A 23,285-nucleotide genomic window follows, 5' to 3' on the forward strand; every position below is an offset into this window, starting at 1 on the left:
GTCTGGTTACGCAAAAATCATGCCGAACGGTATTGGAAAAAAAACGCTTTTCCAGATTTTGTTTCAATTTCTAATGGGGAAATAAAAAGAAATTCCGATTGAGTTTCTTCTAACAACTAACCTATTTTAATTATTACTGATTATAAGGTAATGTCCAACTTATAAAATGCCACGAAGGCACAAAGGCACGAAGCCCCACGAAGATTTCTTTGTATGTCTTTGTGGCTAATTCCTCTAAAATGCCACGAAGACACAAAGGCACAAAGTCCCACGAAGATTTCTTTGTGTGTCTTTGTGGCATATTCTTAAATCCATTTATAAAATGCCACGAAGGCACAAAGGCACGACGTTTCACGAAGGTTTCTTTGTGTGCCTTTGTGGCTTCGTGTCTTTGTGGCTAAATCCTTCTTGCTTTGTTAATCTTTTTTTCCAGCGAGAATCTTCTCAGGCGTGATGGGAAGGTCTTTGCATCGGTATCCTGTCGCATGATGCACCGCATCCGCTATGGCAGGTGCCGTGGGGATTGCAAGCCCTTCACCAGCTTCCTTGGCTCCCATGGGCCCCTCCGGCTCGTAAGTCTCTATATGAGCCACCTCGCTTGGCGGCACATCCATGGCATTGGGCATTTTATAATCAAGGAAATTGGTATTCAGGGTTTTCCCGTCTTCCATCACAAACTGTTCTGAAAGCGCATAGCCCAGCCCCATCTGGATAGAGCCTTCAAGCTGTCCTTCCACGGCCATCTGATTGATCACCGTGCCGCAGTCATGCGCGGTCCAGAATTTCTTCACGCGGACAACTCCGGTATCCTTATCCACCTCCACCTCGGAAATCTGAGCACCGAAGCTGAACGCGGGTGTCACCAACCCTTTGTCTCTGGGAGTGTAATAACCGCGTTCCACAAGCGGTTCCCCGCGATTGGCTTTTTGTGCCATGGCCACAGCCTCTCCGAAAGGAATTCCCCGGTCCGGTCTGCTCTTTGGAAACACCATGCCATCTTTGCAGCCCAGTTCATGAATCACATTCAAATTCTGCCGTGCTGAAACCGCACCAAAAAGTTGGGCTTTGATTTTCTTTGCCGCGTCAAGCACAGCATTTCCGTTCATCATCGTCAGCCTGCTTCCCCATGCGCCCAGGTCCGCCTGCGGGGTTGTGGACGTATCCGCGGAAGTGATCCGGATATCTTCCATTTTAAGTCCGAGTTCTTCAGCGAGAATCTGTTTCAGGACAGTATCACAGCCCTGACCGATGTCCGCGGCCATGGTCAGCAGATGGGCAGTTCCGTCATCAAATACCCTTACTTCCGCGGCAGAAAAGGGAAACTGCGTATTAAACCAATTGAACACGCCGCCGGAGATAAAACTGTAACATCCGATGCCAATGCCCTGACCCGGTTTGGGTGAGTAACGCTTCTCTTTCCAGCCGCTCATTTCAGCCGCCTTCTGAAGCGCCTCGATAAAGCCGCAACTGGAGATGGTTGCCACATCCGGAATTTCATCTCCTGTGACCTGAGCATTTTTAATCCTCAGTTCTATGGGATCAATGCCCAGTTCTTCAGCAGCGATATTCATCTGGCTTTCTGTGGCAAAGAGCGACTGAGGTGCACCAAATCCCCGCATGGCACTGGCGGGCGGTTTGTTGGTGTAAACATGCTGACCCCAGAAGCGGTAATTCGGATAACGGTAAAGCATGGCTCCGAAAGTGCCGCACAAAAAGGTGGCGGTGGGACCCATGGCATTGTATCCGCCACCATCCAGATAGATTCTGAGATCTTTTCCGGTCAGGGTCCCATCCTTTTTAAAGCCTACCTTGGAATAGAGCTTCATAGCATGCCTTCGCCTGCCGGCGAGAAATTCCTCCTCACGGGTCATGGTGAATTTTACGGGTCTGCCTGTTTTCTTTGCGATAAAGGCAGCGCAAAATTCCCATGTCCGCAATTCCATTTTCCCGCCAAAGCCGCCGCCGACAAAAGGTTTGATCACCCGGACGTCATTTTCCCGCATGCCCATTGTCGAAGCCAGAAGACACTGAACAATATAAGGGACCTGAGTGGAGGTCCACAAGGTGATTCTTCCATCCAGATCGCACTGCGCCACTGCGGCACAAGGCTCAAGATAAGCCGGACTCACCGCGTGAACATTAAAAACATCCTCCCGGACATAATCTGATTCTGCAAAAGCCTTCTCGATATCTCCGTAATGAATCTTCCGGTTTACGCTGATATTGCCGGGACAGTAATCATGGAGAACCGGTGCTCCCTCTTTGATTGCCGAATCTATATCAAAAATACCGGGAAGTTCTTCGTAATCCACTTTGATCAGTTCAAGTGCTTCTTCCGCAGTATCCGCGTCCACCGCCGCAACCGCCGCGACTTCGTCCCCGATGAAACGCACCTTGTCAATCGCCAGCGGATACTCATCCTGCGTATCAGGAAACAAACGCCAGTTGCCGTATTTGATTTTCGGCGTGTCCTCTCCGGTAATGACGCATTTAACACCCGGAAGCGAAGCTGCCCGGCTGGTGTCTATGTTCAGGATGCGTGCATGGGGAAAAGGACTCCTTAATATCTTGCCATGAAGCATTCCCGGCAGCTTGATGTCATCTGTGTAAGTTGCCGTTCCTGTGGCTTTGGCCTTCCCGTCATTTCTCGGGACACTTTTTCCAACAATGCTGAAATCTTTTTTCATAGATTATCCTCCTCACCTCAACGATTATTCTGATGCCCTTTTGCGAGCTTGCGAAAGGACGCGTCGGGTCAGGACAGCTACCATTTTTTCCCGATAATCCGCACTTGCTCTGACATCCGTAATTGGCGTGGCTTCCGCTGATGCCTGAACTCCCGCCTGATCAATGAGATCATCGGTCAGTTCTTTCCCGCGAACAATTGTCTCTGCTTTGGGAACGCGTATGGGCGTGGGGCCGCAGGCACCGACAAATATCCGGGTATCCTCACAGACCTTTTCCTTCAATGTGACCATTGTGGCAACGCCCACGGCCGAGCAGTCAAGCTGACCTCTGGCAGAAAGGCTGATATAAGCGGTTCCCGAGTGGGGTGTCAGCCTGGGTACATGAACAGCCGTGACAATTTCAGCAGGTTCCAAAGCCGTCATGCCCGGACCTTTGAAGAACTGGTCCAATGGCACGGTGCGCTTTCCCGATGGTCCCTGAATATGAACCTCGGCTCCCATGGCAAGAAGAGTGGGGGCATTGTCTGCCGCGGGTGAGGCATTGCAGAGGTTTCCGATCACGGTTCCCATATTTCTGACCTGCACATTGGCGGTTCCCCGTGCGGCCTGGGCAACAGTGGGGTAGTACTTGAGAATGTCAGGATGTATTGCCACATCTGCCAAAAGGGCTGTCGCGCCGATGGTCAGCCCCTTGGTTTCATCAAATGCTATTGTATTGAGTCCGCTGATGCTTTTGAGTGAAATAATTGTCTTGAGCTTCAACCCTGCATGGCGCATTTTGATCAGCAGATCCGTCCCGCCGGCCATCACATGAGCATCCGGTTTGGATTGTAATAATGAAATGGCATCCGCGACAGTGGTGGGCGCGTAATAGTCAAAATGTGAGAGTCTCATGATGTTTTCCTTTCCGAAGCCTCTTTCATCTTTTGCCCGGCAGCCCCGACTGCTTCAATAATTTTCTTATATCCTGTACACCGGCAAAGATTTCCGGCCAAAGCCTCCCTGATCTCGTTATATGTAGGTGAGGGATTGTTATTCAGCAGATTCAAAGCGGTTAGCTCCATGCCCGGGGTGCAGAATCCGCACTGGATCGCACCCTTTTTAACAAATGATTCCTGAATGGGATGCAGTTCCTCGCCTGAAGGTGCCATTCCTTCGACGGTCATAATCTCTTTGCCTACCATTTCCACTGCTAAACTTAAACAGGAACTCACAGCCCGGCCGTCAACCATTACCGTACATGCACCGCAGTCTCCGGATCCGCACCCAAGTTTGACGCCTGTTAAGTTTATTTCTTCCCGAAGTACCTCATTCAGTGTCTGCCACGGATTAACCGCGACTGTATAAGATTCTCCGTTGACGTTCAGTTCGATAATTTGTTTCATATTTCGTTCCATGCTCCGTCAGATAAATCAGAGGGCAGGGAATCCGGTTTTTCCCTTTTCCCATGATGTTGCAAAATTCACCAGGGTCCCTCAGATGGTTTCAGGATATCAGCGGATCAAAAATTTGCACCAATCATCCATCCATCCGGAGTGCAAAAATTAAGCGTAGCGGTTTTTTGCACTGTATGTTTAAACAATTCTGGTGGAATGCAAAAAATCGCTTCGCTTAATTTTTGCACTCCGGAAGCTAAGAATGCAAAAAATCGCTTCGCTTAATTTTTGCACTCCGGAAGCTAAGGATGCAAAAAATCGCTTCGCTTAATTTTTGCACTCCGGAAATTGGGTGAAATGCAAAAAATCGCTTCGCTTAATTTTTGCACTCCGGAAGCTAAGAATGCAAAAAATCGCTTCGCTTAATTTTTGCACTCCGGAAGCTAAGGATGCAAAAAATCGCTTCGCTTAATTTTTGCACTCCGGAAGCTAAGAATGCAAAAAATCGCTTCGCTTAATTTTTGCACTCCGGAAGCTAAGAATGCAAAAAATCGCTTCGCTTAATTTTTGCACTCCGGAAATTGGGTGAAATGCAAAAAATCGCTTCGCTTAATTTTTGCACTCCGGAAGCTAAGGATGCAAAAAATCGCTTCGCTTAATTTTTGCACTCCGGAAGCTAAGGATGCAAAAAATCGCTTCGCTTAATTTTTGCACTCCGGAAAAGCTTTTGATCTGCTGAATCTGTCTTTAAAATCGGCCCAGGATTTTTCTCGCGATAATGACCTTTTCAACTTCTTTGCTGCCTTCGAAAATCTCCAGAACCTTCGCATTTCTCCAGTAGTGGGCAACGCCGTACTCTTCCAGAATTCCGTATCCGCCGTGGAGCTGGATTGCCTCATCAGCCACCTGAACCGCGACCTCAGCACAGTACCACTTTGCCATGGAACTGAGCCCGGGATCCGGCGTTCCGGAATCCAGCATTGATGCGGCGCGATAACAAACTGATCTTGCAACTTCGGTTTTGGTTGCCATTTCAGCAATTTTTCCCTGCACCAATTGGAGATTAGCCAGAGGTTTTCCAAATTGTGAGCGGTTGCGGACGTGACTTACAGCTTTGTCAAGCGCACCCTGTGCGGTCCCGACTGACAAAGCCGCAACCTGAACACGGGAGCGGTTAAAAAACTCCATAATATTGTAAAACCCCTGGCCTGCTTTACCCAAAAGATTTTCCTTTGGCACTCTGACATTTTTTAAAACCACGTCTCCGGTATTTGAGGCTCTTAAAGAGAGTTTGCCATGATAGGGAGTTGCCGAGTATCCGGCCCGATCGGTCTCCACAATGATTGTGCTGAATCGCTTATGCTTCTTGGGATTGTCAGGATCGGTCACGCATAGGACCACTATAAAATCCGCGAGGTTCGCATTCGTGATAAAGACCTTGCTTCCGTTTATCACATATTCGTCATTATCAAGAACAGCCGTTGTTGAAACAGCCGAGACATCGCTGCCAGCATCCGGCTCTGTGATCGCCATGCCCATTCTCATCTCACCGTTACAGATGGCAGGCAGATATTTCATTTTTTGTTCTTCGGAGCCAATCAACTGAATGAGCTGAGTTCCGAAAAAAGTGGATTCGATGGCATGGGCAATTCCCAGATCCACCCGGGCAAATTCCTCAACAATCACACACTGATCAAGGTAGCCCATTCCCAGTCCGTCATATTTTTCTTCTACGAACACCCCCAGAAACCCCAGTTCAGCGGCCTTCTGCCACAGCCGCTCATCAAAGGTCTCTTTTTTGTCCAACTCCAATGCGATATCTCTGAACTCGCCCTCTGCAAATTCCCTTGCCGCCTTTCGAGTTTCCACCTGTTCCCGGGTCAATGAATACATAAAACAATCCCTCATAAGGTACAAAGTTAAAAGTTAAAAGTTGAAAGCTAAAAGTTGAAAGCTAAAAGTCGAACTTTCAACTTTCAACTTTCAATTTTTTAACTTTCTAACTTTTATAGCCTCTTTTTTCCAAATCTTCCGGAGATTCCCAATCTTTCATGTTTTCCATCCACGGTGCCCGGTCCACAAAGATGTCATGAGACAGCGGCACTGGCGGATGAGACATCCATTTGGGATCGAACTCGTCTTTTACTTTCAGCAGATATTCATGATAGTTGGGTCCGTATTTGGGGCCAGTCAGATAAAGCGGCTGATGCGGTCCCAGCAGTGACGTATAGAAACGATTCTCAATGTTCATCTTGGATGTGTCAACATAGAACTGATCCACTGCATTGGTGTCATCGTCCAAATCCCAGTAAACCAGGAATTCAGAGTATCCCTGATGCCCCATTTCAAAGCTCTGGAACCATCCCGGATCACCATAATCAGGCATGAGCGGCGGTGTGTATTTCTTCTTCAGATCCGCATAAACCGGGCCGTGTTCGGGAGCCTGGGACATGGTTTCAATGACGTAATCCACGGACACATATCCGCCGCACATCAGCCACATGCCTGCGGAGTCGGCATTTTTGATCCAGGATTCATCCGAAGGTTTGGTACGGCGGGCAACGCCGCCCACTTCTTCCATAATATCCATCAGGACGCGCTCGTCATATTCCATCTGTTCCTCGGACGTGAAGCCGATGAGGAGGACACGCACAATATGAAAATTGGCAACGGTTTCCTCATTTTCCTTGCCCCAGATGTCCCAGAAATCCTCTTTGCATGTGGACTTGGCAATGGCTCGCCAGAAAAGGGGCACCTTGGTGACCGCGCCGCCAATCTCAGCATGACCGATTTCCTTCATTGCCTTGACCTGAGCCTCTTTGGAAGGAACAACAAAATTGATCCATTTGACTCTTTTCTCCGGCAGTGCCAGAGCCGTGTTCGGGGTGATACCCGTCGGCTCCAGACGTTCCGGCTGGAACGGCAGGGTTTTGATTGCCATGCGGGTTACAATTCCCAGACATCCGCGCAATCCTGTATAACCTCTCAGCAGTCCTCTCAGGTCAGGTCCGGGGCTTTCTCCCCAGAATGCATCATCGCCGCCCTGTGCCAGGGAACCCATTCTGAGTATTTCGCCGTCCGGCATGACCACCTCAGTTCCGAGAATACGACGATGCGGAAGGCCGATCCGGTGACTCAGCGGAGACCATCCGTCACCAATGAGGTTTGCAATGGCCGAAGCCTGCGCGCCGCCGCCGCCGATGACCACATAAGCCCCGTGACTCATACATTCTTCCTGAATCGGGGAATAGACCATCCCGGGACCCACTTCGACATAAAAATGCTTCTCATCCAAAATGAAATCATTCATCCGTTTGAGGTCAATGAGCAGCGCATCTTCCACATGGGGATGGGAGCGGGGTCCGTAAAATCCGGTGCTGTAAGGCACATAAGGAATATTGTGGCGGTAGCAGAGCTTCACAATTTTTTGAACTTCTTCGGTGCATGAGGGCATGATCACGCATCCGGGAATCTTTGTCATGACCCGTTCGTATCCCAGACCGTTTTCGTATCCACCAGGGCCGCTTCTGTAGCCTTCGCAGATCACCGGATCATCAGAGATATACTCAGGACCGACAATGTCCGACAACACGTTATAGTTTTCTTTGGATATTGCCATGATTTACCTCCTTCACGCCTAGCTTTCTATGGATGCACAGATGGCTTCTGCAATATCCATCACCTGTACATCATCGCCATGGGCCTTGATTGCCTGTGCGAAATTATTTTTACAATGAGGACAAGCGGTTACCAATGTCTCAACGCCAACATGTTTGATCTCTTCCAACCGGTGTTCGGCAGAGAATGTTGCCAGATCAGGAAAGGCTTCCCTGGTTCCCCGTCCCGCGCCGCAACAGAATGCGTTTTCCTTCATTCTGGGCAGTTCCACATAATTCACGCCCGGAACCGCTTTCAGAATATCCCGGGGCGGCTCATAGACACCGTTTGTTCCGCGTCTTCTCTCAAGTCTGGGTTCCACACATCCCATCCACTGCCGTTTTCCTTCATAAGGTGTCCAGGGTTCGCTCAGGCGGCTCAGACTACAGGCATCATGATAGGTCATCCGTGTATTCATGGCTTTGTTCATGTTCAACGCGCCGTCTTTGATCAGCTGATCCGCATATTCGGTCAGATGAAGCACCTTGAATCCCAGTTCGTCAGTGGAAATGTTCAGCAGCTTGGGATAATCCACCTTCCACATGCGGTAGCCTTCGGCACACGCGGTCACGAGGACTTTGGCACCGGTTTTTCTCATTTCGTCAACATTTCGCTGTGCCAGTGCTTTTGCCTCATCTATCATGCCCACAGAAAAAACCGTGTTGCCGCAGCACCATTCATCCGGCATCAGCATAAAGTCAACATTGGCGGCTTTGAAAATTTTTGCAACAGACTGTGCGATTTCCTTGTTTGTATAGGATGCCGCGCATCCGACAAAATAAAGCACTTCTGCTTTGTCAGCAGGCTTGACATCCGCAATCCAGTCTTTCCGCTTGTCATGCGGTGCGGCATAAGTATTGTGATTTTTGGCGATATTCTCAGCGGTCTTCTTGTGGGCCGGCATCGGACCCACACCGTCCTGCACGGCTTTTACTCTGAGGGATTCCAGGGACAGCTCGATTTCCAGGTCCAGATTTCGCTTACATCCCACATCGCATGCGCCGCACAACGTACACGCATATATGATTTCAAGGGCTTTCTCGTTCCAATCCAGCACGCCCTCGCCAAACGCATGGCCGATCCGCATTTTTCCATAAGCGCCGTAGCTGTCAAACTGATATTTTTCAGCACTGGGGCACCGTGTCATGAATTTCGCACCCGGCATATAGGTATGATCCACCCAGGTACAGCCTTTGCATTTGATGCAGCGGCTCATATCGTAAACGAAATTCTGAATGTCTGTAATATCCAGGCTGAATTCCGCTTTTGGCTTGTAATATCTTACATCTGATTCATTTGCCATTGTCTTCCCCTCCTTAAAAGCACAGGTTCCCTGGATTCATAATGTTATTCGGGTCAAATGTCTTCTTCAGCCGTTTGAGATGGCTGGCGTAGGACGTCGCCCTTTCATAAACAATGGGGGCCAGATCGCCATAAGGTCTTGTAAACACCGCGCCTTCGTTGATAAGCGCGACAGCAGCTTCCTTATAAAGCGCGCGAATGGCAGCCTTTTCTTCCGCATTGTCAGGATCATAGAAAAAGGTGAACTCAGGTTTGCATGCCCGGTTATGCTCAATGGGCTGAATATATAAGCCGATATCACGAATGGGGTAATCATGACGGCTGGCAATATCCTCGACCATGGCAACGAGACGTTTCGCGTGAAGCGGTCGTGTATGGAAAGAAAGCATCTGACACGCGCCCTTGACCTGGTTTCTCCAGTGGGGCTTGTCCGCAGGCCACGGCTCCCGAAGGATCTGCAATATTTTGCCGCCCAGTCCCGGAAATCCCGGAAGACTCTCTGTCAGTTTCATGTCTGAAAACTCATTTTTGATGACCTGAGCCAGAAAATTCTCCTCATAAGCGATCTTTTCTTCAGGTCGTCTCTTGAGTCCGCTGACCACCAGAATAAGTGTCCACGGCGGCAGGGAGGCTTTCAGTTTTTCAAAATTACCAGAGTCTTTGGCGATAATGGCAGCCAGATCAACATTGTTTAACAGCAGTACTTCCTGACCAATCCGGCGGGGCAGAATGCGGTACAGAAAATCTGTGGCATAGTCCAGATCCGTGATCGGTGCGAAAAGAACTTTGTCTATCTGAGGAATGGATTCTATTTTCAGGTTTGTCCATGTGACCACGCCCATGGTTCCCTGGGCGCACTGAAAAAAACGATAGAAATCAAGTCCGGGACCTGAGGGGTTGCCGCCTTTGGAGTGGGATTTGGGATATCCGTTCACACTTGCGGAACCCATTCTGAATATTTCGCCTGTGGGCCAGACAACTTCCATTGCCGCAAGGGGTTCACCATAATCATAAACCTGGTTGGTCGGTTCTTCGCGTTCCATAAAATCGGTAAGCGCGGAACGCTGGGCAGGCGGTGTCAGGGGCATGATGACTCTGTAGCCTTCTTTTTTCAGCTCCTGCGTGAGTTTCTCCCATGTGACACCGGTTTCAAATCTTACACGGCGGTTGTCAGGATCAATCTCCAGGATATTGTTCATTTTTTCCAGGTCCATGATAACGCCGCCTTCTTTGGGAATGGTAGCGCCATAAAAATGGACTTTGGAACTGCATGGGACCACCGGAATGCAGTTTTCATTGCAGAACTTGATGACTTGGGAAATTTGCTCTGAATCCCCGGGTTTGACGATATAATTCGGCGCACCGGCCGGCGTGTAGCTGTAATCGGTGGCATAAGCCTGCAATGTTGCAGGATCATCAAAGAAGGCGTCAGTTCCGACCACTTGGGACAATTTTTCTTTTACGTCCACGGTTGACCTCCATTTTGTATAAATTGCCTTGGAATAAGACTTCGTAAACTCTCAAAAAAAGATATTGACGATAAAATAAAAAGTTCCATCTGCGAAGTGTGTAACTCTTTCCGGAGAGACACGGACTGAGGTGCACACTGTTTTCAACTCGCTGATTAAGCTTTTATTTTCTCACGGGATTTAACCGTAAGGGGTAAAGAAACCCGGCTTCTTCAACAGGGAAGAATGAATGCCTTATTTTGAAAAAAACCCGAGCATCTTTCCCGTGTCACAGTTTTATTCTGCTGTACACAGCCCTATTATAAATAGATGGACTTTTTGATGGCTGGTTGTCCCATATATTGGATATCAGCTATATACCATTTATAAGAGACGACCTTTTTTACAAAATCATAATAGTTAATGCGTTAATAGTTAATGTATTAACGATTAATATATTAACTAAATGGGCTTGTCAAGAATATTTTTTGATTTTTTGACTTTTTTATTTCTGCTGTGAGAGGTTCGGTTTTGCCACTCCGAACCGAGCCGTTTTATACCGCACAAAATCGCTCGCGGTGGATTGGCAAATCCTCCGCATGCCCTAAAAGGTTCCGATTTGGCAATGCGAACCGAGCGGTTTATGCCTCTCCAAATCGCTCGCGGCGGATTGGCAAATCCTCCGCATGCCCTAAAAGGTTCCGATTTGGCAATGCGAACCGAGCGGTTTTGTTTTGCTCAGGGATGGTTGCATATCCATTATTGACAAATCTGTTTTCCCAGCGTATTCTCAATGTTACTGGGAGCGCACGTTCATCAAACAGGAACATGAGGGATATGTTTTTGAAATCAGCTATGCAACGGAAATAATCATGCAATCAAAAAAAGATTTGTCAGAAGCAGATATAAAAGCAAAATACATCACACCTGCAATAATAAATGCCGGGTGGAATGAACATTCTCAGATCAGGCGGGAGGTTTCTCTGACAGAGGGCAAGGTTTATGTCCGTGGAAAAATGTTTGCCCGGGGAAAGCAGAAACGGGCCGATTATGTGCTTTACTACAAACCCAATATCCCCATTGCCATCATCGAAGCAAAGGACAACACGCATTCGGTCCGCTCCGGCATACAGCAGGCTTTGGGTTACAGGGAACTGCTTGAGGATGTGCCATGTGTTTACAGTTCCAACGGAGACGCATTTTTTGAACATGATTTTACCGGTGCCCGCGGCAGGATTGAAAGGGAAATTCCATTAGATGAATTTCCATCTCCTGAACAACTGTGGGAACGCTATAAAATGCTGAACCGCATTGACGAGGAACAGACGCATGTCGCGGGGCAGGATTATTTTTATGACCGTTCGGGAAAGGAACCCCGGTATTACCAGCAGGTTGCCATCAACAGAATTGTGGAATCCGTGGCAAAGGGTGAAAAAAGAATATTGCTGGTGCTGGCAACCGGAACAGGGAAAACTTATGTCGCGTTTCAGACAATTTACCGGCTTTGGAAAAGCAAAATGAAAAAGCGGATTTTGTTCCTCGCGGACCGAAATGCCCTGATCAAACAGACAAAGACAGGCGATTTCAAACATTTTGGCGAAGCATTGCATGTGATCCGAAAAAAGAAAATTCATAAGTCTTATGAAATTTATCTGGCCCTGTATCAGGGCCTGACCGGTTATGACGAGAACAAAGACGCTTTTCGGAAATTTTCAAAAAATTTCTTTGATCTGATTGTGATTGACGAATGTCACAGGGGCAGCGCGGCTGCTGACAGCGCATGGCGTGAGATTTTGGATTATTTCAGTTCTGCAACCCATATCGGGCTGACTGCGACGCCAAAAGAGACCCGTGATATTTCAAATATTGATTATTTCGGGGATCCGATTTATACTTATTCATTAAGGCAGGGGATTGATGACGGTTTTTTGGCACCGTATCAGGTGCTGCGTATCGGACTGAATGTGGATTTGGAAGGCTGGCGCCCCGAGGCCGGAAAATGCGATGTGGACGGGAATCTGGTCGAGGATCGGGAATATAATGTCCGGGACTATGACAGAAACCTTGTGATTGAGGAACGCACTCAGCGGGTTGCTCAGAAAATATCTGAATATCTGAAAAAATCTGACCGGTTTGCAAAGACCATTGTGTTTTGTGTGGATATTGACCATGCAGAACGTATGGCTGAGGCGCTGAGAAATGAGAATCAGGATTTGGTCGCGAAGAATTCAAAATATGTCATGCAGATCACCGGAGACAATGAGGAGGGCAAACGGGAACTGGACAGCTTTCAGAACAGGGAATCAACATATCCGGTGCTTGTCACAACTTCCAAATTGCTGACCACGGGGGTTGATGTTCCCACGTGCAAACTCATTGTTTTGGATGCCAATATTAATTCCATGACGGAATTTAAACAGATTATCGGGCGCGGAACCCGCTTATCCCCTGATTTTGGGAAATTTTATTTCACCATTGCTGATTTCAGGGAAAATGCGAGAAACTTCGCTGATGATGATTTTGACGGGCCTCCGATTCAGGATCAGGAATTCGGGCAGGATGATGAGATGGATGTGCCTGCCCCTGATAATACAGACCAGGCTGATGATGACGATGTGGAAGAACCCGGGACTGAGTATTTCGATCCTGATAATGAACAGGGCGGCGGGGATATTGCCGAGGGTGTCAGACGAAAAATAACAGTAAATGGTGTTGAGGTCACGGTGCTGAATCAGCGGGTGCAATATTACGGGCCTGATGGCAGGCTGACCACCCAGTCGTTGGAGGATTATACGAAAACGAACATTCAGAACAATTATGCTTCGCTGGATCATTTCCTGATCAGATGGCAGGATGCGGATAAAAAACAGGCAATCATAGAAGAACTGGAAGCCCGGGGGGTTCTGCTGCCCGAACTTCAGGAACTGGTGGGAAAAGACCTTGATCCTTTTGATCTGATTTGTCATCTCGCGTTTGATATGCGGCCGCTTTCAAGAAAAGAGAGGGCCGAGAATGTGAAGAAGCGAAACTATTTTGCCAAATATGGTGAGAACGCCCGGAACGTGTTGGAAAATCTGTTGGAGAAATATGCGGATGAGGGCATTGAAAATATTGAGAGTTTGCAGGTGCTAAAACTTGATCCGTTAAACGCTTTTGGCACGCCCAGGGAGATTTTTGCTTTTTTCGGAGATAAGAAAAAATATATGGATGCGGTAAAGGATTTGGAACAGGAAATTTATAAGGCAGCGTGATTAAAAAATGAATATTTCATCAGTGATTAAAAATATCCGCAATATTATGCGGCAGGACAGAGGCGTGAATGGCGATGCCCAGCGTTTGGAGCAGATGGGCTGGATGCTGTTTTTGAAAATATTTGATGCCAAGGATGAAGATTTTGAGGATATGGATGAAACCGGGGAATATGTTTCTCCCATACCGAAGAAGTTTCAGTGGCGAAACTGGGCAGCCGATGATGAGGGCATCACGGGCGATGATCTGACGGATTTTATTGATCGTGAATTGTTCCCTGGTTTAAGTGAGCTGTCTGTTACCAAAGACAAAAGAGCGGGGCTGGTTCGGGATGTGTTTGGCGGAAACAACAATTATATGAAAAACGGTCATCTTTTTCGGGATGTGGTCAATGAGATGAACAAGATTGATTTTCATGCTGCAAAAGATCGCCAAGTGTTCGGGCAGGTGTATGAAAGCATTCTGAAGGAATTGCAATCCGCGGGGAGTTCAGGCGAGTTTTATACGCCCCGGGCAATTACGGAGTTTTTAACTGAAATGGTGAATCCCCGGCTGGGCGAGAAAGTGCTGGATCCGGCCTGCGGAACTGGCGGGTTTCTGACGGCCGCGATTGAACATATCCGTAAAAGCGGTGTGGATAATCTGAAACAAAGACAAAAGCTGCAAAATTCAGTGCATGGAATGGAACTCAAACCTTTGCCTCATATGCTTGCGGTGACCAATCTGATTCTCCATGATATTGAAGTGCCGGATATTGTTTATGAAGATGCGTTGCTGTGGAATCAGTCCCTCACGCATAAACAAAGGGTGGATGCGATTCTTGCCAATCCCCCGTTTGGCGGCAATGTGGATGATGAGACAGCTTCAACATTTCCTTTGTCATTTCGCACAAAAGAATCCGCGGACTTGTTTTTGGTGATGATGGTGAATTATCTGAAGCAGGGCGGACGGGCCGCCATTGTTCTGCCAGATGGCTCGCTGACCGGCGACGGTGTCAAAGCCCGTGTGCGTGAGATGTTGCTGAGACATTGTGACTTGCATACGATTATCCGTCTGCCCAATTCTGTGTTCAAGCCTTATGCCACGGTCGCGACAAATCTGCTGTTTTTTGAACGGAAAACCGGCCCGGGTCAGGAGCCTGACGAGTTTTCCACCAAAGCGATATGGTTTTATGAGCATTCTTTGCCGGAGGGCATGAAATCCTACTCAAAAACCAAACCGATAAAATTGTCGGAGTTTGACGGGGAACGGGAGTGGTGGAATAATCGGGAGGAGAACGGGAAAGCGTGGAAGGTCAGTATTGAGGCGATTATCGCCAGAGCCTGTGAAAATGCTGCCCCGCATTTTGAGAAAGAAACGGAACTGAAAAAAGATGCTCGTAAGATTAAGGGTAAAATCACCAGGCAAAAGGCTGATCTGAAAAAGCTTGATAAGAAGAAGGATGCGGCAAAGTTAAAACGTGGGCAGGCAAATGTCGGGAAATTGGAAAAGCAGTTGCAGGAGACCGAGGCAAAGGCTCGCACTGAAAAACAGACTGGCGACAGCATTTATTATGCTGCGTTTGATTTGGATTTTAAAAACCCCAATGGCGTGGAAGAAGATTTGGGAGATCCTGTAAAAATGCTTAAAAAATTAAACCGCATTGATATTGAAATGGGCGAACTGCAAGAAACAATTTTAAATGAACTGAGCCAGGCATTGAGCAACTAATGAATATTTTATTGAATAATTTTAAACAACTGACCACCACGCCCCAGAATGCGGAGCAGCTTAAAAAATTGGTGTTGCAATTGGCGGTGCAGGGCAAACTCACAGAGGAATGGCGCAAACAGCATCCTGATGTTGAGCCTGCAAGCGCATTGCTGGAACGCATCCGGACTGAAAAAGAGCGGTTGATAAAAGAGAAGAAAATTAAACGACAGAAGTCTTTGCCGGAAATTACGGAGGAGGAAAAGCCGTTTGAATTGCCGAAGGAGTGGGAGTGGTGTCGGTTGGGGAAATATGCCCTTAATCGAGATGGTGAACGAATCCCACTTTCTAAAAAAGACAGAGAATTAAGACAGGGTGAATATGATTATTATGGCGCATCTGGTGTAATTGATAAGATTGACGATTTTCTTTATGAAGGTGAATTTTTATTAATTGGTGAAGATGGAGCAAACTTGGTTGCACGTTCTACACCAATAGCATTTATTGCAAAAGGTAAATTCTGGGTAAACAATCATGCTCATATCCTTGAATGTATCAAAGAAACTTCAATTGCTTACTTGACAAGCTTTTTTAATGCAATTGATTTGAAACCTTTTATTACTGGTGGTTTTCAACCAAAGTTAAGTCAGGGAAACTTGAATAAAATTCCTATTGCAATTCCAAATTTTCTTGAACAAAAAGCCATCGTAGAAAAAGTAGAAAGCCTGTTTGCCAAAATAGACCGTTTGCACGAACTGGCGCAGAAAAAAGCCGAAACACGGCAAAAAGCCGCCAGTGCCGTGTTTGGTGGTATTAACAATGCAACAAACGAAGAAGATTTGCAGGCAACATGGCAATTGCTGAAAAAGAACTTTTCACAAGTCAGCCAAACCAGAGAGGGCGTAAAACAACTCCGCCAAAGCATTTTGCAACTGGCAGTGCAGGGCAGACTCACTGTCAACTGGCGCAAACAAAATCCTGATGTTGAGCCTGCAAGTGAATTGCTGGGACGCATCCGGGCCGAAAAAGAGCGGTTGATAAAAGAGAAGAAGATTAAACGCCAGAAGCCTTTGCCGGAAATTACGGAGGAGGAGAAGCTGTTTGATTTGCCTGTGGGGTGGGAATGGTGTCGGATAGGCAAACTATGTGATATGATTTATGGTTCAAGTCTGACAAAATCTCAATGTATTCCAAATGGTAAGTATCCGGTCTATGGTTCAAACGGAATTGTAGGCCACTATAATGAATATCTTACTGAAAAAAGAGCCATTATTGTTGGCAGAAAAGGTTCTTCAGGTGCATTAAATATTTCAGAATATCCAAGTTGGACAACAGATGTGGCGTATTACATTGAAGAATCTGATAATATTGATTTTACATTTTTCTATTATTTGCTAAAATCATTGAATCTTGAAAAAATGGGTAAAGGAATAAAACCTGGTCTGAACAGAAATGAATTTTATGAAGTGATTGCCGTTCTTCCCCCGCTCCCCGAACAACAAGCCATCGTAAAAAAAGTAAACCAGCTCATGTCATGGTGCGACGAACTGGAGAAGAAAATAGAAGAACGGGAAACCTTGCATGAAAAAATCATGCACGCGGTGGTGAAGCAGGCGATTTAGGCGCATAAAACTTATGCTCATTTCGCAAGATAACTCTGAAGCGCATCACATAAAAGAAGAAAGGAGTTAAAAATACTTACGATAACCATGAAAGCTGACAGACCCCGGGAGGCTGCGGGAATTTTAGAAGAGGCTCTTGAAAGGGAGACTCTGCGGCTGAGACACGGCCTGAATCTTGCATGAAACCGACTGAAAAAATTTGAAAAGAAATACAATGTCTCTTCGGAAACTTTTATGAACGAATGGGCTGCCGAAGATTTGGAAGGCGAGGATATGGAATATGTGGAATGGGCAGGAGAGTACCAGTTTTATGTAAAATTAAATGAACGGCTGCGTGTTCTGGAAGGCATCGAAAATATCAGTTCATAACTATCTCGCATTATTCCGAAGAGGAATAGAAAAGCTTGAAGATTACGGGTATGCGGAATCGTTGGAAATCAGAGAACAAATACGCCCGGATAAGCATTTGGATATAAAAGTGAAAGCGGTTCTTGTTGACAGATCGGTTCTGCACATTAAGGAATACATTGACACCAGATACAAGATAAACCGGCTGAGTTATGCGTATCATTATCAGAATGCGGACGGCGGGCTGATCTTCCGATACGATAACGCCATGCACTGGGATTCAGGGAACATAAGCACACGAAAGATGGTGAGGTAACCCATGCCCCTTTACCGGATTTATCTGATATCATTGATGAAATCATCGGATATTTGTAGGCTGGGGAGAATTTTTCGTTTTCATTCCTGTATAGAAATACAGCCGGGATGCTTTGCATCATAAGTACCCGATCAAAAGTTTTTTATACATCTTTTTTTTCTGTGAACAGCGGAGAAACCCGGCTTTTTCCGTCACGGGCGGCGGATCGTTCCTGTAAAAAAAGCCGGGTTTCTTCCTCGGACAAATATCGAAAACTTATGGTTAGGTAGTTAAATTGGAAATAACATAATGGGGAAATACGAAAAACTGATCTTTCAGATACTTCGGGGCACAAGTGATGCCAATATTTCATTTTCAGATTTGGTCAGCCTTCTGCAACACTTAGGATTTGAGTTGCGTATATCGGGCAGTCACCACATTTTTCGAAAGAAAGGCGTTGAGGAAAAGCCAAATTTGCAGAAAGACGGAAATAAGGCAAAACCATATCAGGTTAAACAGATCCGAAATATTATTTTGAAATACAGATTGGGAGTTGAAGAATGATAAACAAATATGAAATTATCATTTATTGGAGCGATGAGGACCGGTCATTTGTGGCAGAAGTTCCCGAGCTTCCCGGTTGCATGGCACACGGGGACACATATGATTCCGCATTGGCTAATATCAAAGATGCAATGAATCTGTGGATTGACACTGCCAAAGAATTTGATGATCCGATTCCGGTCCCCAAAGGTCGTCGTCTGGCTTTTGCATAGACGCTTCACCGAACAAATTAGGTGAAGAGGACAGAGGAATGTTATGATAAGTGAATATCAGATAACCAATTTCAAATCATTTGCCGGCCCTGCGACCATTCCGGTGAGGCCGGTCACGTTAATATTCGGCCCGAATTCATCAGGGAAGAGTTCGCTCCTGCAATCTGTTCTGATGCTCAAGCAGACCTTGGACGAAGCAGGAGAAGAAACACCGCTTCTGCCCAAAGGGAGCCTTGTTGACCTTGGAAATTTCAGAGAATTTGTCTATCGTCATGATGTTGCAAAAAACTTCTCTTTTAAAGTGAACATTCCACTCAGAAACAGCAATGAGAAAGACGAGATTCTGGGCAGCCTCGTCAGTTTTAACACCATATCACCTTTTCCCAGCAGGCCAATGATCTGACAGTCACAGAAATCAGCCTGTTTATCGGTGATAATTCTGATCCGGTTTTCACTTATGAACTCGGGCAACCGGATAAGGAGGCTGACAAAGGAGGAACCTTTTGTTTTCTCAGGAGCTATCATCACGTCGCCAAACTGAAAAACTTTAATGTGCGCCATGAATATTGGCAGAAATACCAAAGTCTTTTTGACAACACACCCATTGATGAGGATCATTTTAAATTAGACAATTATCTGACAGAATATGTGTATGATACTTTAAAAGAAGAATTCATTTCTCCGAACATCTGATTCTGCGCCTGCTCCGGCGTGTTCGTGAGACTACGGACGGAGAGCTTCCCGAAGGCATTCCTCCGATAGGGCCGGAAGACTGTCCGGTATGCTCACTGCTGAGAAAAATTACTGTCAGAGACACTCTCTCTGATTACCGGAAACTGTTTGCTCCCCCCTTTCTGACCAAAGACCCCAATGGTTTTTATAATCCAGAAGCTTGACAGACCAGAAACGGAGCGACATCCTGCATCCCATCCTTTTCTATCTGTCATCTGGATATGCATCATTAATGGCAAGAAATTCGTCTAAGTTCTCCAGAAATAAATCCACAAGGTGCGCGTCAAAATGTTTTCCCCGCTCTTCCTTAAAAAGCGCCAAAATACGATCAAGTTCCCAGGCTTTTTTATAAATCCGGTCATGAAACAGCGCGTCAAACACGTCTATAATTTCCACAATTCGGACAAACACATGGATATCATCTTTTTTCAGTCCCTGGGGATACCCGTTCCCATCGCACCGTTCATGATGCTGAAGGGCAATGAACGCCGCAGTTTTCATGATTCTTCTGTTTGAATTTTTGAGAATATTGTACCCGATAAGCGTATGGGTCTTTATCAGTTCAAATTCCTCTGATGTCAGACGGCCGGGCTTCAGCAAAACTGAATCCGGAATGCCGATCTTTCCGACATCGTGCATTGGCGCGGCCAGCCGCAGAATCTCCGCTTCCTCTTCATCAATGCCAGCTTTCAAGGCAAGGACGCGGGACATTTCCGCGACACGCAGGACATGATTGGCTGTTTCTTTTGAGCGGTTCTCAACCACCTCCCCCAATGTGGTGATAACCTCCTTCTGCGTATCAACGATCTCCTGATTAAGATAAATATTGTCAAGGGCGATGATGACATTGTGTGCGAATATCTGAATCAGGCGTTTGTCCAATTCATCCAGGTTATGAGGACTTTCCAGATAAATCAGGTTGTCCGAACCGATACTGCTCGAAAAATATCCTGTGTAGGCATTGTCAGAAAAAACACTTTGCTTTTGTTCAATGGCACATGTCAAATCCCGGGCAACTGCTTTCGGAACCGCTTTCAAAACAGGAGTACGAACATGCTCGCTGAATGATCCGATGGCCGAAATGATAATAAATTCTCCTTTTTCCTGAGTGGCGACAAAAGCTGATATCCGGGAGCGAAGCAAATCGTCATCAGGGTGCAGAATGGACGTCAGCCAAGTCAGCACACCGGCCGTGAACATTCGGAAGGACTGAGGTTTGAAGATATTCGCAGATGCCTCAATGATTTCCTCAAGCCCCTGCCGGTTCTTTTCAATGGTCTTCAAATCCCTGTATGAACGAATTGCGGTGGTGACACTGCTGAAAAGCTTTTTCGCGGTCAGTTCTGTTTTCTGTTTATAATCATTAATATCATATTCCGTGATCACTTTTCTTTCCGGGGCCTGACCCGGATGTCCTGTGCGAAGAATGATGCGAACAAAAGAATTTTTCAATTCCTTCCGAATGTATTCAACCACATCAAGGCCGGAATGTTCGGTTTCCATGACCACATCAAGCAGGATCACGGATGTGTCTGAATTCTCACGGATCAGTTTTTTTGCTTCTTCACCGGAATACGCACTCAGATAAGTCAGTTCCCTGTCTTCAAATGTAAAATCTTCAAGCGCCAGCCGGGTAATATCATGAATCTCCTCCTCGTCATCTACGATCATGAGCTTCCATGTTTCGCCATCTGTCACGGTAACTTTATCCGGAGTCTCCTCTGCAAAAAGAATATCATCATCATCAAAGAATGTCTCATTATTTTTTTGCGACATCATTCTCCTCCTCCAACTGGATTCTTATAAAAAAATCAGTCCCTTTTCCAGGAATACTTGAGCATTCGATTTGCCCGTTCAAGGTTTGTGTCACCAGGTTATACACGATGTGCATTCCCAGACCGGTTCCGCCCCTGGCCCGTTTGGTGGTGAAAAACGGATCAAATATTTTTCTGATATGTTCCTCATCCATGCCTTTTCCGTTGTCACTGTATCGGAAGTGAAGCATATCCTCTTGTTTTGACACGCTGATCTGAATATTTCCCTGTTCGATATCTTCAAAACCGTGAACCAGAGAATTCACCACCATGTTGGTGATAATTTGCATAAACACCCCCGGATAACTGTAAAGGAAAAGATCATCCGGACAGGCGACAGAGATGGTGTGTCCTGTCCGCTTATATCCCGGCCAGAGGCTTAACAGCACCTCATCTATATATTTTTTGAATCTGAACCGTCTTTTTTCCTCGACAGACTGATCCACCGCCACCTGTTTGAAGCTCTGGATCAGTTCAGAGGCTCTCTCCAGATTTGACAATATGGAGGTCGAGGACTGTCTGGCCATTTTAATGTATTTTTCCAAGTCTGAACGTTTGAGCTGACCTGATGAATAAGCCCGGGCCATCTCACTGGTTTTTTCCTCCAACAGAGAAGCCGCAGTCACACCGATGCCGACAGGGGTATTAATTTCATGGGCCACTCCTGCGACAAGATTACCCAGGGCAGCCATTTTGCCGGACTGAATCAGCTGATTCTGGGTTCTGTGCAGCTCTTCCAGCGATTCCCGTAATGCGAGATTGGCTTTTTGCAGTTCTCCGGTTCTTTCCTCCACCAGTCTGTCCAGATTATCAATCTGATTTTTGAGATTGAGCCGCATTTTATTGAAATTTTTCGCCAAAAGGACAATCTCAACAGACGCGTTTTTTTCAACCACAGGTTCGACTTCAAGGTCTCCGGAAGCGATTTTTATGGCCGCGTGAGAGAGCCGGGTTATGGGGTCGCTGAATTTACGGGATACAAAAATGACAACAGCAACAGCACTCAGCAGTGCGAACAAGGTGATGAAGATGGTCTGCTGTTCAATATTGCCGATACGCTTCTTAATTTCCAGGGAAGTTTTTCTTGCCTCAACTGCCCTTTCGTGAACCGCCCCTGCAAGGGATCTGACAACTAACGAGCTTTGGGAAATTTTTTCCCGCCATATGAGAACATGGAGATTCAGTATCCCTCCCAGCATTTTATGTGATACAATATGATAGTCCGCCAGCCGGGGATGAAAATCATCAAATATTGTTCCGATCATCGCGGGATCCGTATGAGCGAGAATAACTTTCTCTGAGTCGGTAAGAATAATCTGCCCATGAAAATCAGAGTCCGGAGTGATAATAAAACCGGTCAGTTGTCTGACTGTCATGACCAGTCTGAGATAACCCGAAGTGATTCTGTCACGCGGCGTGTTTTTCAGGGATTTGTGTCCGAGCGGACAGGTCAGAGACACGACCGATTCGGGCTGAAAATGATCAGAAACGGTTTCAAAGCAGATCATTGTATGAATAAACGGTTCTTTGTCATTCACCCGGGCCTGAAACCATTCAGCGCCGGATTTATCTTTCATTGTTTCGGAAAGGGGAGAGATGTCAGAATCCGGAGGAGGGATTTTCGGGACGGGTTCCGTAACCGCACACAGCAACTCCTGTCCTGCGGTGTCCAATATACTGATTTCCAAAAGGTTGTAATTCCTGATGACATTTGCAAACAAGGATTTCAACTGGACTGATATTTGTTTCCTCTCTTCTGTATCCGCCCTTATATAAGATTTTACCAAATCTGCGCCGGCAAGGGTTGTGGCAATTTTTTTCAAATTGGATACCTGAAGTTCAATATTCTGTCTGATATGGCGGCTGAAAAATCTGAAATCCAACAATGTCTTACTTTCAATAACTGAGCTGATCTTGTCCTCTGCAAGACTTACGGAGGATTGTAACTGTTCGATGCTTGCGGAGAGTTTTTCAGACTCTCTGAACATGGACCGGGAATTGTAAATTGCCAGATAGCCCGTGACAGCTATGGGAATGACAATCAGAGGGATAAAAAACATCAGAAGTTTTGAGCGGATATTCATTTGCATGGAAATCTTTTTTGCTCGCACAGGTAAAATTCAGCAGATTGAAAAGTTTCCGGACTGTGTGCGGGACTGCAAAGAAACCCGGCTTTTTTCCCGGACGGGGACCCTCCCCGTCCGGAAAAAGCCGGGTTTCTCCCACGTCCGTCGTGCCCGCTCTGTGACAGCCCGAAAATTTTTTGATCTGCTGAAATTAGCAATTTTTT

The 23,285-nt window shown here is 46.5% G+C and carries 19 protein-coding genes; 9 read left to right on the top strand and 10 right to left on the bottom strand.

What is annotated here, in order from left to right:
- Positions 1-133 precede the first annotated feature (133 nt).
- The 8 genes from dnm_RS09685 to dnm_RS09720 form a co-directional block, all read right to left on the bottom strand.
- Complete coding sequence (locus tag dnm_RS09685) at positions 134-301, bottom strand: hypothetical protein (RefSeq protein ID WP_207682455.1); 168 nt, start codon at positions 299-301, stop codon at positions 134-136.
- A 115-nt stretch (positions 302-416) separates the two neighbouring features.
- Entirely contained in the window at positions 417-2,687 is a 2,271-nt protein-coding gene (locus tag dnm_RS09690; RefSeq protein WP_207682456.1) for a xanthine dehydrogenase family protein molybdopterin-binding subunit, read from the bottom strand.
- Positions 2,688-2,711: 24 nt separating this feature from the next.
- The gene (locus dnm_RS09695; RefSeq protein ID WP_207682457.1) at positions 2,712-3,581 is read right to left on the bottom strand and encodes an FAD binding domain-containing protein; all 870 of its coding nucleotides are present in this window, start codon (positions 3,579-3,581) and stop codon (positions 2,712-2,714) included.
- Positions 3,578-4,072 (bottom strand): (2Fe-2S)-binding protein, encoded by a 495-nt coding sequence (locus dnm_RS09700; RefSeq protein WP_207682458.1) that lies wholly within the window; start codon positions 4,070-4,072, stop codon positions 3,578-3,580. The genes dnm_RS09695 and dnm_RS09700 overlap by 4 nt, the downstream gene beginning before the upstream one ends.
- A gap of 738 nt (positions 4,073-4,810) precedes the next feature.
- Positions 4,811-5,956 (bottom strand): acyl-CoA dehydrogenase family protein, encoded by a 1,146-nt coding sequence (locus dnm_RS09705; protein ID WP_207682459.1) that lies wholly within the window; start codon positions 5,954-5,956, stop codon positions 4,811-4,813.
- 106 nt (positions 5,957-6,062) lie between these two features.
- Positions 6,063-7,682, bottom strand: coding sequence for an FAD-binding oxidoreductase (locus dnm_RS09710; protein WP_207682460.1), 1,620 nt, complete (start codon positions 7,680-7,682; stop codon positions 6,063-6,065).
- A gap of 18 nt (positions 7,683-7,700) precedes the next feature.
- Positions 7,701-9,023, bottom strand: coding sequence for a (Fe-S)-binding protein (locus dnm_RS09715; RefSeq protein WP_207682461.1), 1,323 nt, complete (start codon positions 9,021-9,023; stop codon positions 7,701-7,703).
- A gap of 13 nt (positions 9,024-9,036) precedes the next feature.
- On the bottom strand, positions 9,037-10,491 hold the full coding sequence (locus dnm_RS09720) for an FAD-binding oxidoreductase (protein WP_207682462.1): 1,455 nt from the start codon (positions 10,489-10,491) through the stop codon (positions 9,037-9,039).
- Between the two features lie 851 nt (positions 10,492-11,342).
- Between dnm_RS09720 and hsdR the strand changes: the two genes are divergently transcribed.
- The 9 genes from hsdR (at position 11,343) to dnm_RS09760 (ending at position 19,142) form a co-directional block, all read left to right on the top strand.
- A complete protein-coding gene (gene hsdR, locus dnm_RS09725) occupies positions 11,343-13,721 on the top strand; it encodes an EcoAI/FtnUII family type I restriction enzme subunit R (protein WP_207682463.1) in 2,379 nt (792 codons plus the stop codon).
- A 7-nt stretch (positions 13,722-13,728) separates the two neighbouring features.
- On the top strand, positions 13,729-15,429 hold the full coding sequence (locus dnm_RS09730) for a class I SAM-dependent DNA methyltransferase (RefSeq protein ID WP_207682464.1): 1,701 nt from the start codon (positions 13,729-13,731) through the stop codon (positions 15,427-15,429).
- An 11-nt stretch (positions 15,430-15,440) separates the two neighbouring features.
- Entirely contained in the window at positions 15,441-17,030 is a 1,590-nt protein-coding gene (locus dnm_RS09735) for a restriction endonuclease subunit S (RefSeq protein WP_207682465.1), read from the top strand.
- Between the two features lie 234 nt (positions 17,031-17,264).
- Complete coding sequence (locus dnm_RS31235; protein WP_276571872.1) at positions 17,265-17,399, top strand: hypothetical protein; 135 nt, start codon at positions 17,265-17,267, stop codon at positions 17,397-17,399.
- Positions 17,353-17,694 (top strand): toxin-antitoxin system TumE family protein, encoded by a 342-nt coding sequence (locus dnm_RS09740; protein ID WP_207682466.1) that lies wholly within the window; start codon positions 17,353-17,355, stop codon positions 17,692-17,694. The genes dnm_RS31235 and dnm_RS09740 overlap by 47 nt, the downstream gene beginning before the upstream one ends.
- Positions 17,695-17,982: 288 nt before the next feature.
- Positions 17,983-18,237, top strand: coding sequence for a type II toxin-antitoxin system HicA family toxin (locus tag dnm_RS09745; RefSeq protein WP_207682467.1), 255 nt, complete (start codon positions 17,983-17,985; stop codon positions 18,235-18,237).
- Positions 18,234-18,449, top strand: coding sequence for a type II toxin-antitoxin system HicB family antitoxin (locus tag dnm_RS09750; RefSeq protein ID WP_246556279.1), 216 nt, complete (start codon positions 18,234-18,236; stop codon positions 18,447-18,449). The genes dnm_RS09745 and dnm_RS09750 overlap by 4 nt, the downstream gene beginning before the upstream one ends.
- 43 nt (positions 18,450-18,492) lie before the next feature.
- Positions 18,493-18,852: an AAA family ATPase gene (locus dnm_RS09755; RefSeq protein ID WP_207682468.1), complete on the top strand. Its 360-nt coding sequence runs from the start codon at positions 18,493-18,495 to the stop codon at positions 18,850-18,852.
- A gap of 149 nt (positions 18,853-19,001) precedes the next feature.
- Positions 19,002-19,142: a hypothetical protein gene (locus dnm_RS09760; RefSeq protein WP_207682469.1), complete on the top strand. Its 141-nt coding sequence runs from the start codon at positions 19,002-19,004 to the stop codon at positions 19,140-19,142.
- A gap of 243 nt (positions 19,143-19,385) precedes the next feature.
- On the opposite strand, the gene dnm_RS09765 is transcribed toward dnm_RS09760, so the two are convergent.
- Both dnm_RS09765 and dnm_RS09770 read right to left on the bottom strand, forming a co-directional pair.
- Positions 19,386-20,960, bottom strand: coding sequence for a DUF3369 domain-containing protein (locus dnm_RS09765; protein WP_207682470.1), 1,575 nt, complete (start codon positions 20,958-20,960; stop codon positions 19,386-19,388).
- Positions 20,941-23,085 (bottom strand): ATP-binding protein, encoded by a 2,145-nt coding sequence (locus tag dnm_RS09770; protein WP_207682471.1) that lies wholly within the window; start codon positions 23,083-23,085, stop codon positions 20,941-20,943. Before dnm_RS09770 ends, dnm_RS09765 begins: the two co-directional genes overlap by 20 nt.
- Between the last annotated feature and the right edge of the window lie 200 nt (positions 23,086-23,285).

This window comes from Desulfonema magnum, assembly GCF_017377395.1.
GTDB classification, from domain to species: Bacteria; Desulfobacterota; Desulfobacteria; order Desulfobacterales; family 4be13; genus Desulfonema_C; species Desulfonema_C magnum.

Excerpts from the sequence above, each read along its gene's own strand:
- dnm_RS09685 (WP_207682455.1), bottom strand. The coding sequence starts at position 301 with ATGCCACAAAGACACACAAAGAAATCTTCGTGGGACTTTGTGCCTTTG.
- dnm_RS09690 (WP_207682456.1), bottom strand. The coding sequence starts at position 2,687 with ATGAAAAAAGATTTCAGCATTGTTGGAAAAAGTGTCCCGAGAAATGAC.
- dnm_RS09695 (WP_207682457.1), bottom strand. The coding sequence starts at position 3,581 with ATGAGACTCTCACATTTTGACTATTACGCGCCCACCACTGTCGCGGAT.
- dnm_RS09700 (WP_207682458.1), bottom strand. The coding sequence starts at position 4,072 with ATGAAACAAATTATCGAACTGAACGTCAACGGAGAATCTTATACAGTC.
- dnm_RS09705 (WP_207682459.1), bottom strand. The coding sequence starts at position 5,956 with ATGTATTCATTGACCCGGGAACAGGTGGAAACTCGAAAGGCGGCAAGG.
- dnm_RS09710 (WP_207682460.1), bottom strand. The coding sequence starts at position 7,682 with ATGGCAATATCCAAAGAAAACTATAACGTGTTGTCGGACATTGTCGGT.
- dnm_RS09715 (WP_207682461.1), bottom strand. The coding sequence starts at position 9,023 with ATGGCAAATGAATCAGATGTAAGATATTACAAGCCAAAAGCGGAATTC.
- hsdR (WP_207682463.1), top strand. The coding sequence starts at position 11,343 with ATGCAATCAAAAAAAGATTTGTCAGAAGCAGATATAAAAGCAAAATAC.
- dnm_RS09730 (WP_207682464.1), top strand. The coding sequence starts at position 13,729 with ATGAATATTTCATCAGTGATTAAAAATATCCGCAATATTATGCGGCAG.
- dnm_RS31235 (WP_276571872.1), top strand. The coding sequence starts at position 17,265 with ATGAACGAATGGGCTGCCGAAGATTTGGAAGGCGAGGATATGGAATAT.
- dnm_RS09740 (WP_207682466.1), top strand. The coding sequence starts at position 17,353 with ATGAACGGCTGCGTGTTCTGGAAGGCATCGAAAATATCAGTTCATAAC.
- dnm_RS09745 (WP_207682467.1), top strand. The coding sequence starts at position 17,983 with ATGGGGAAATACGAAAAACTGATCTTTCAGATACTTCGGGGCACAAGT.
- dnm_RS09750 (WP_246556279.1), top strand. The coding sequence starts at position 18,234 with ATGATAAACAAATATGAAATTATCATTTATTGGAGCGATGAGGACCGG.
- dnm_RS09755 (WP_207682468.1), top strand. The coding sequence starts at position 18,493 with ATGATAAGTGAATATCAGATAACCAATTTCAAATCATTTGCCGGCCCT.
- dnm_RS09765 (WP_207682470.1), bottom strand. The coding sequence starts at position 20,960 with ATGATGTCGCAAAAAAATAATGAGACATTCTTTGATGATGATGATATT.
- dnm_RS09770 (WP_207682471.1), bottom strand. The coding sequence starts at position 23,085 with ATGCAAATGAATATCCGCTCAAAACTTCTGATGTTTTTTATCCCTCTG.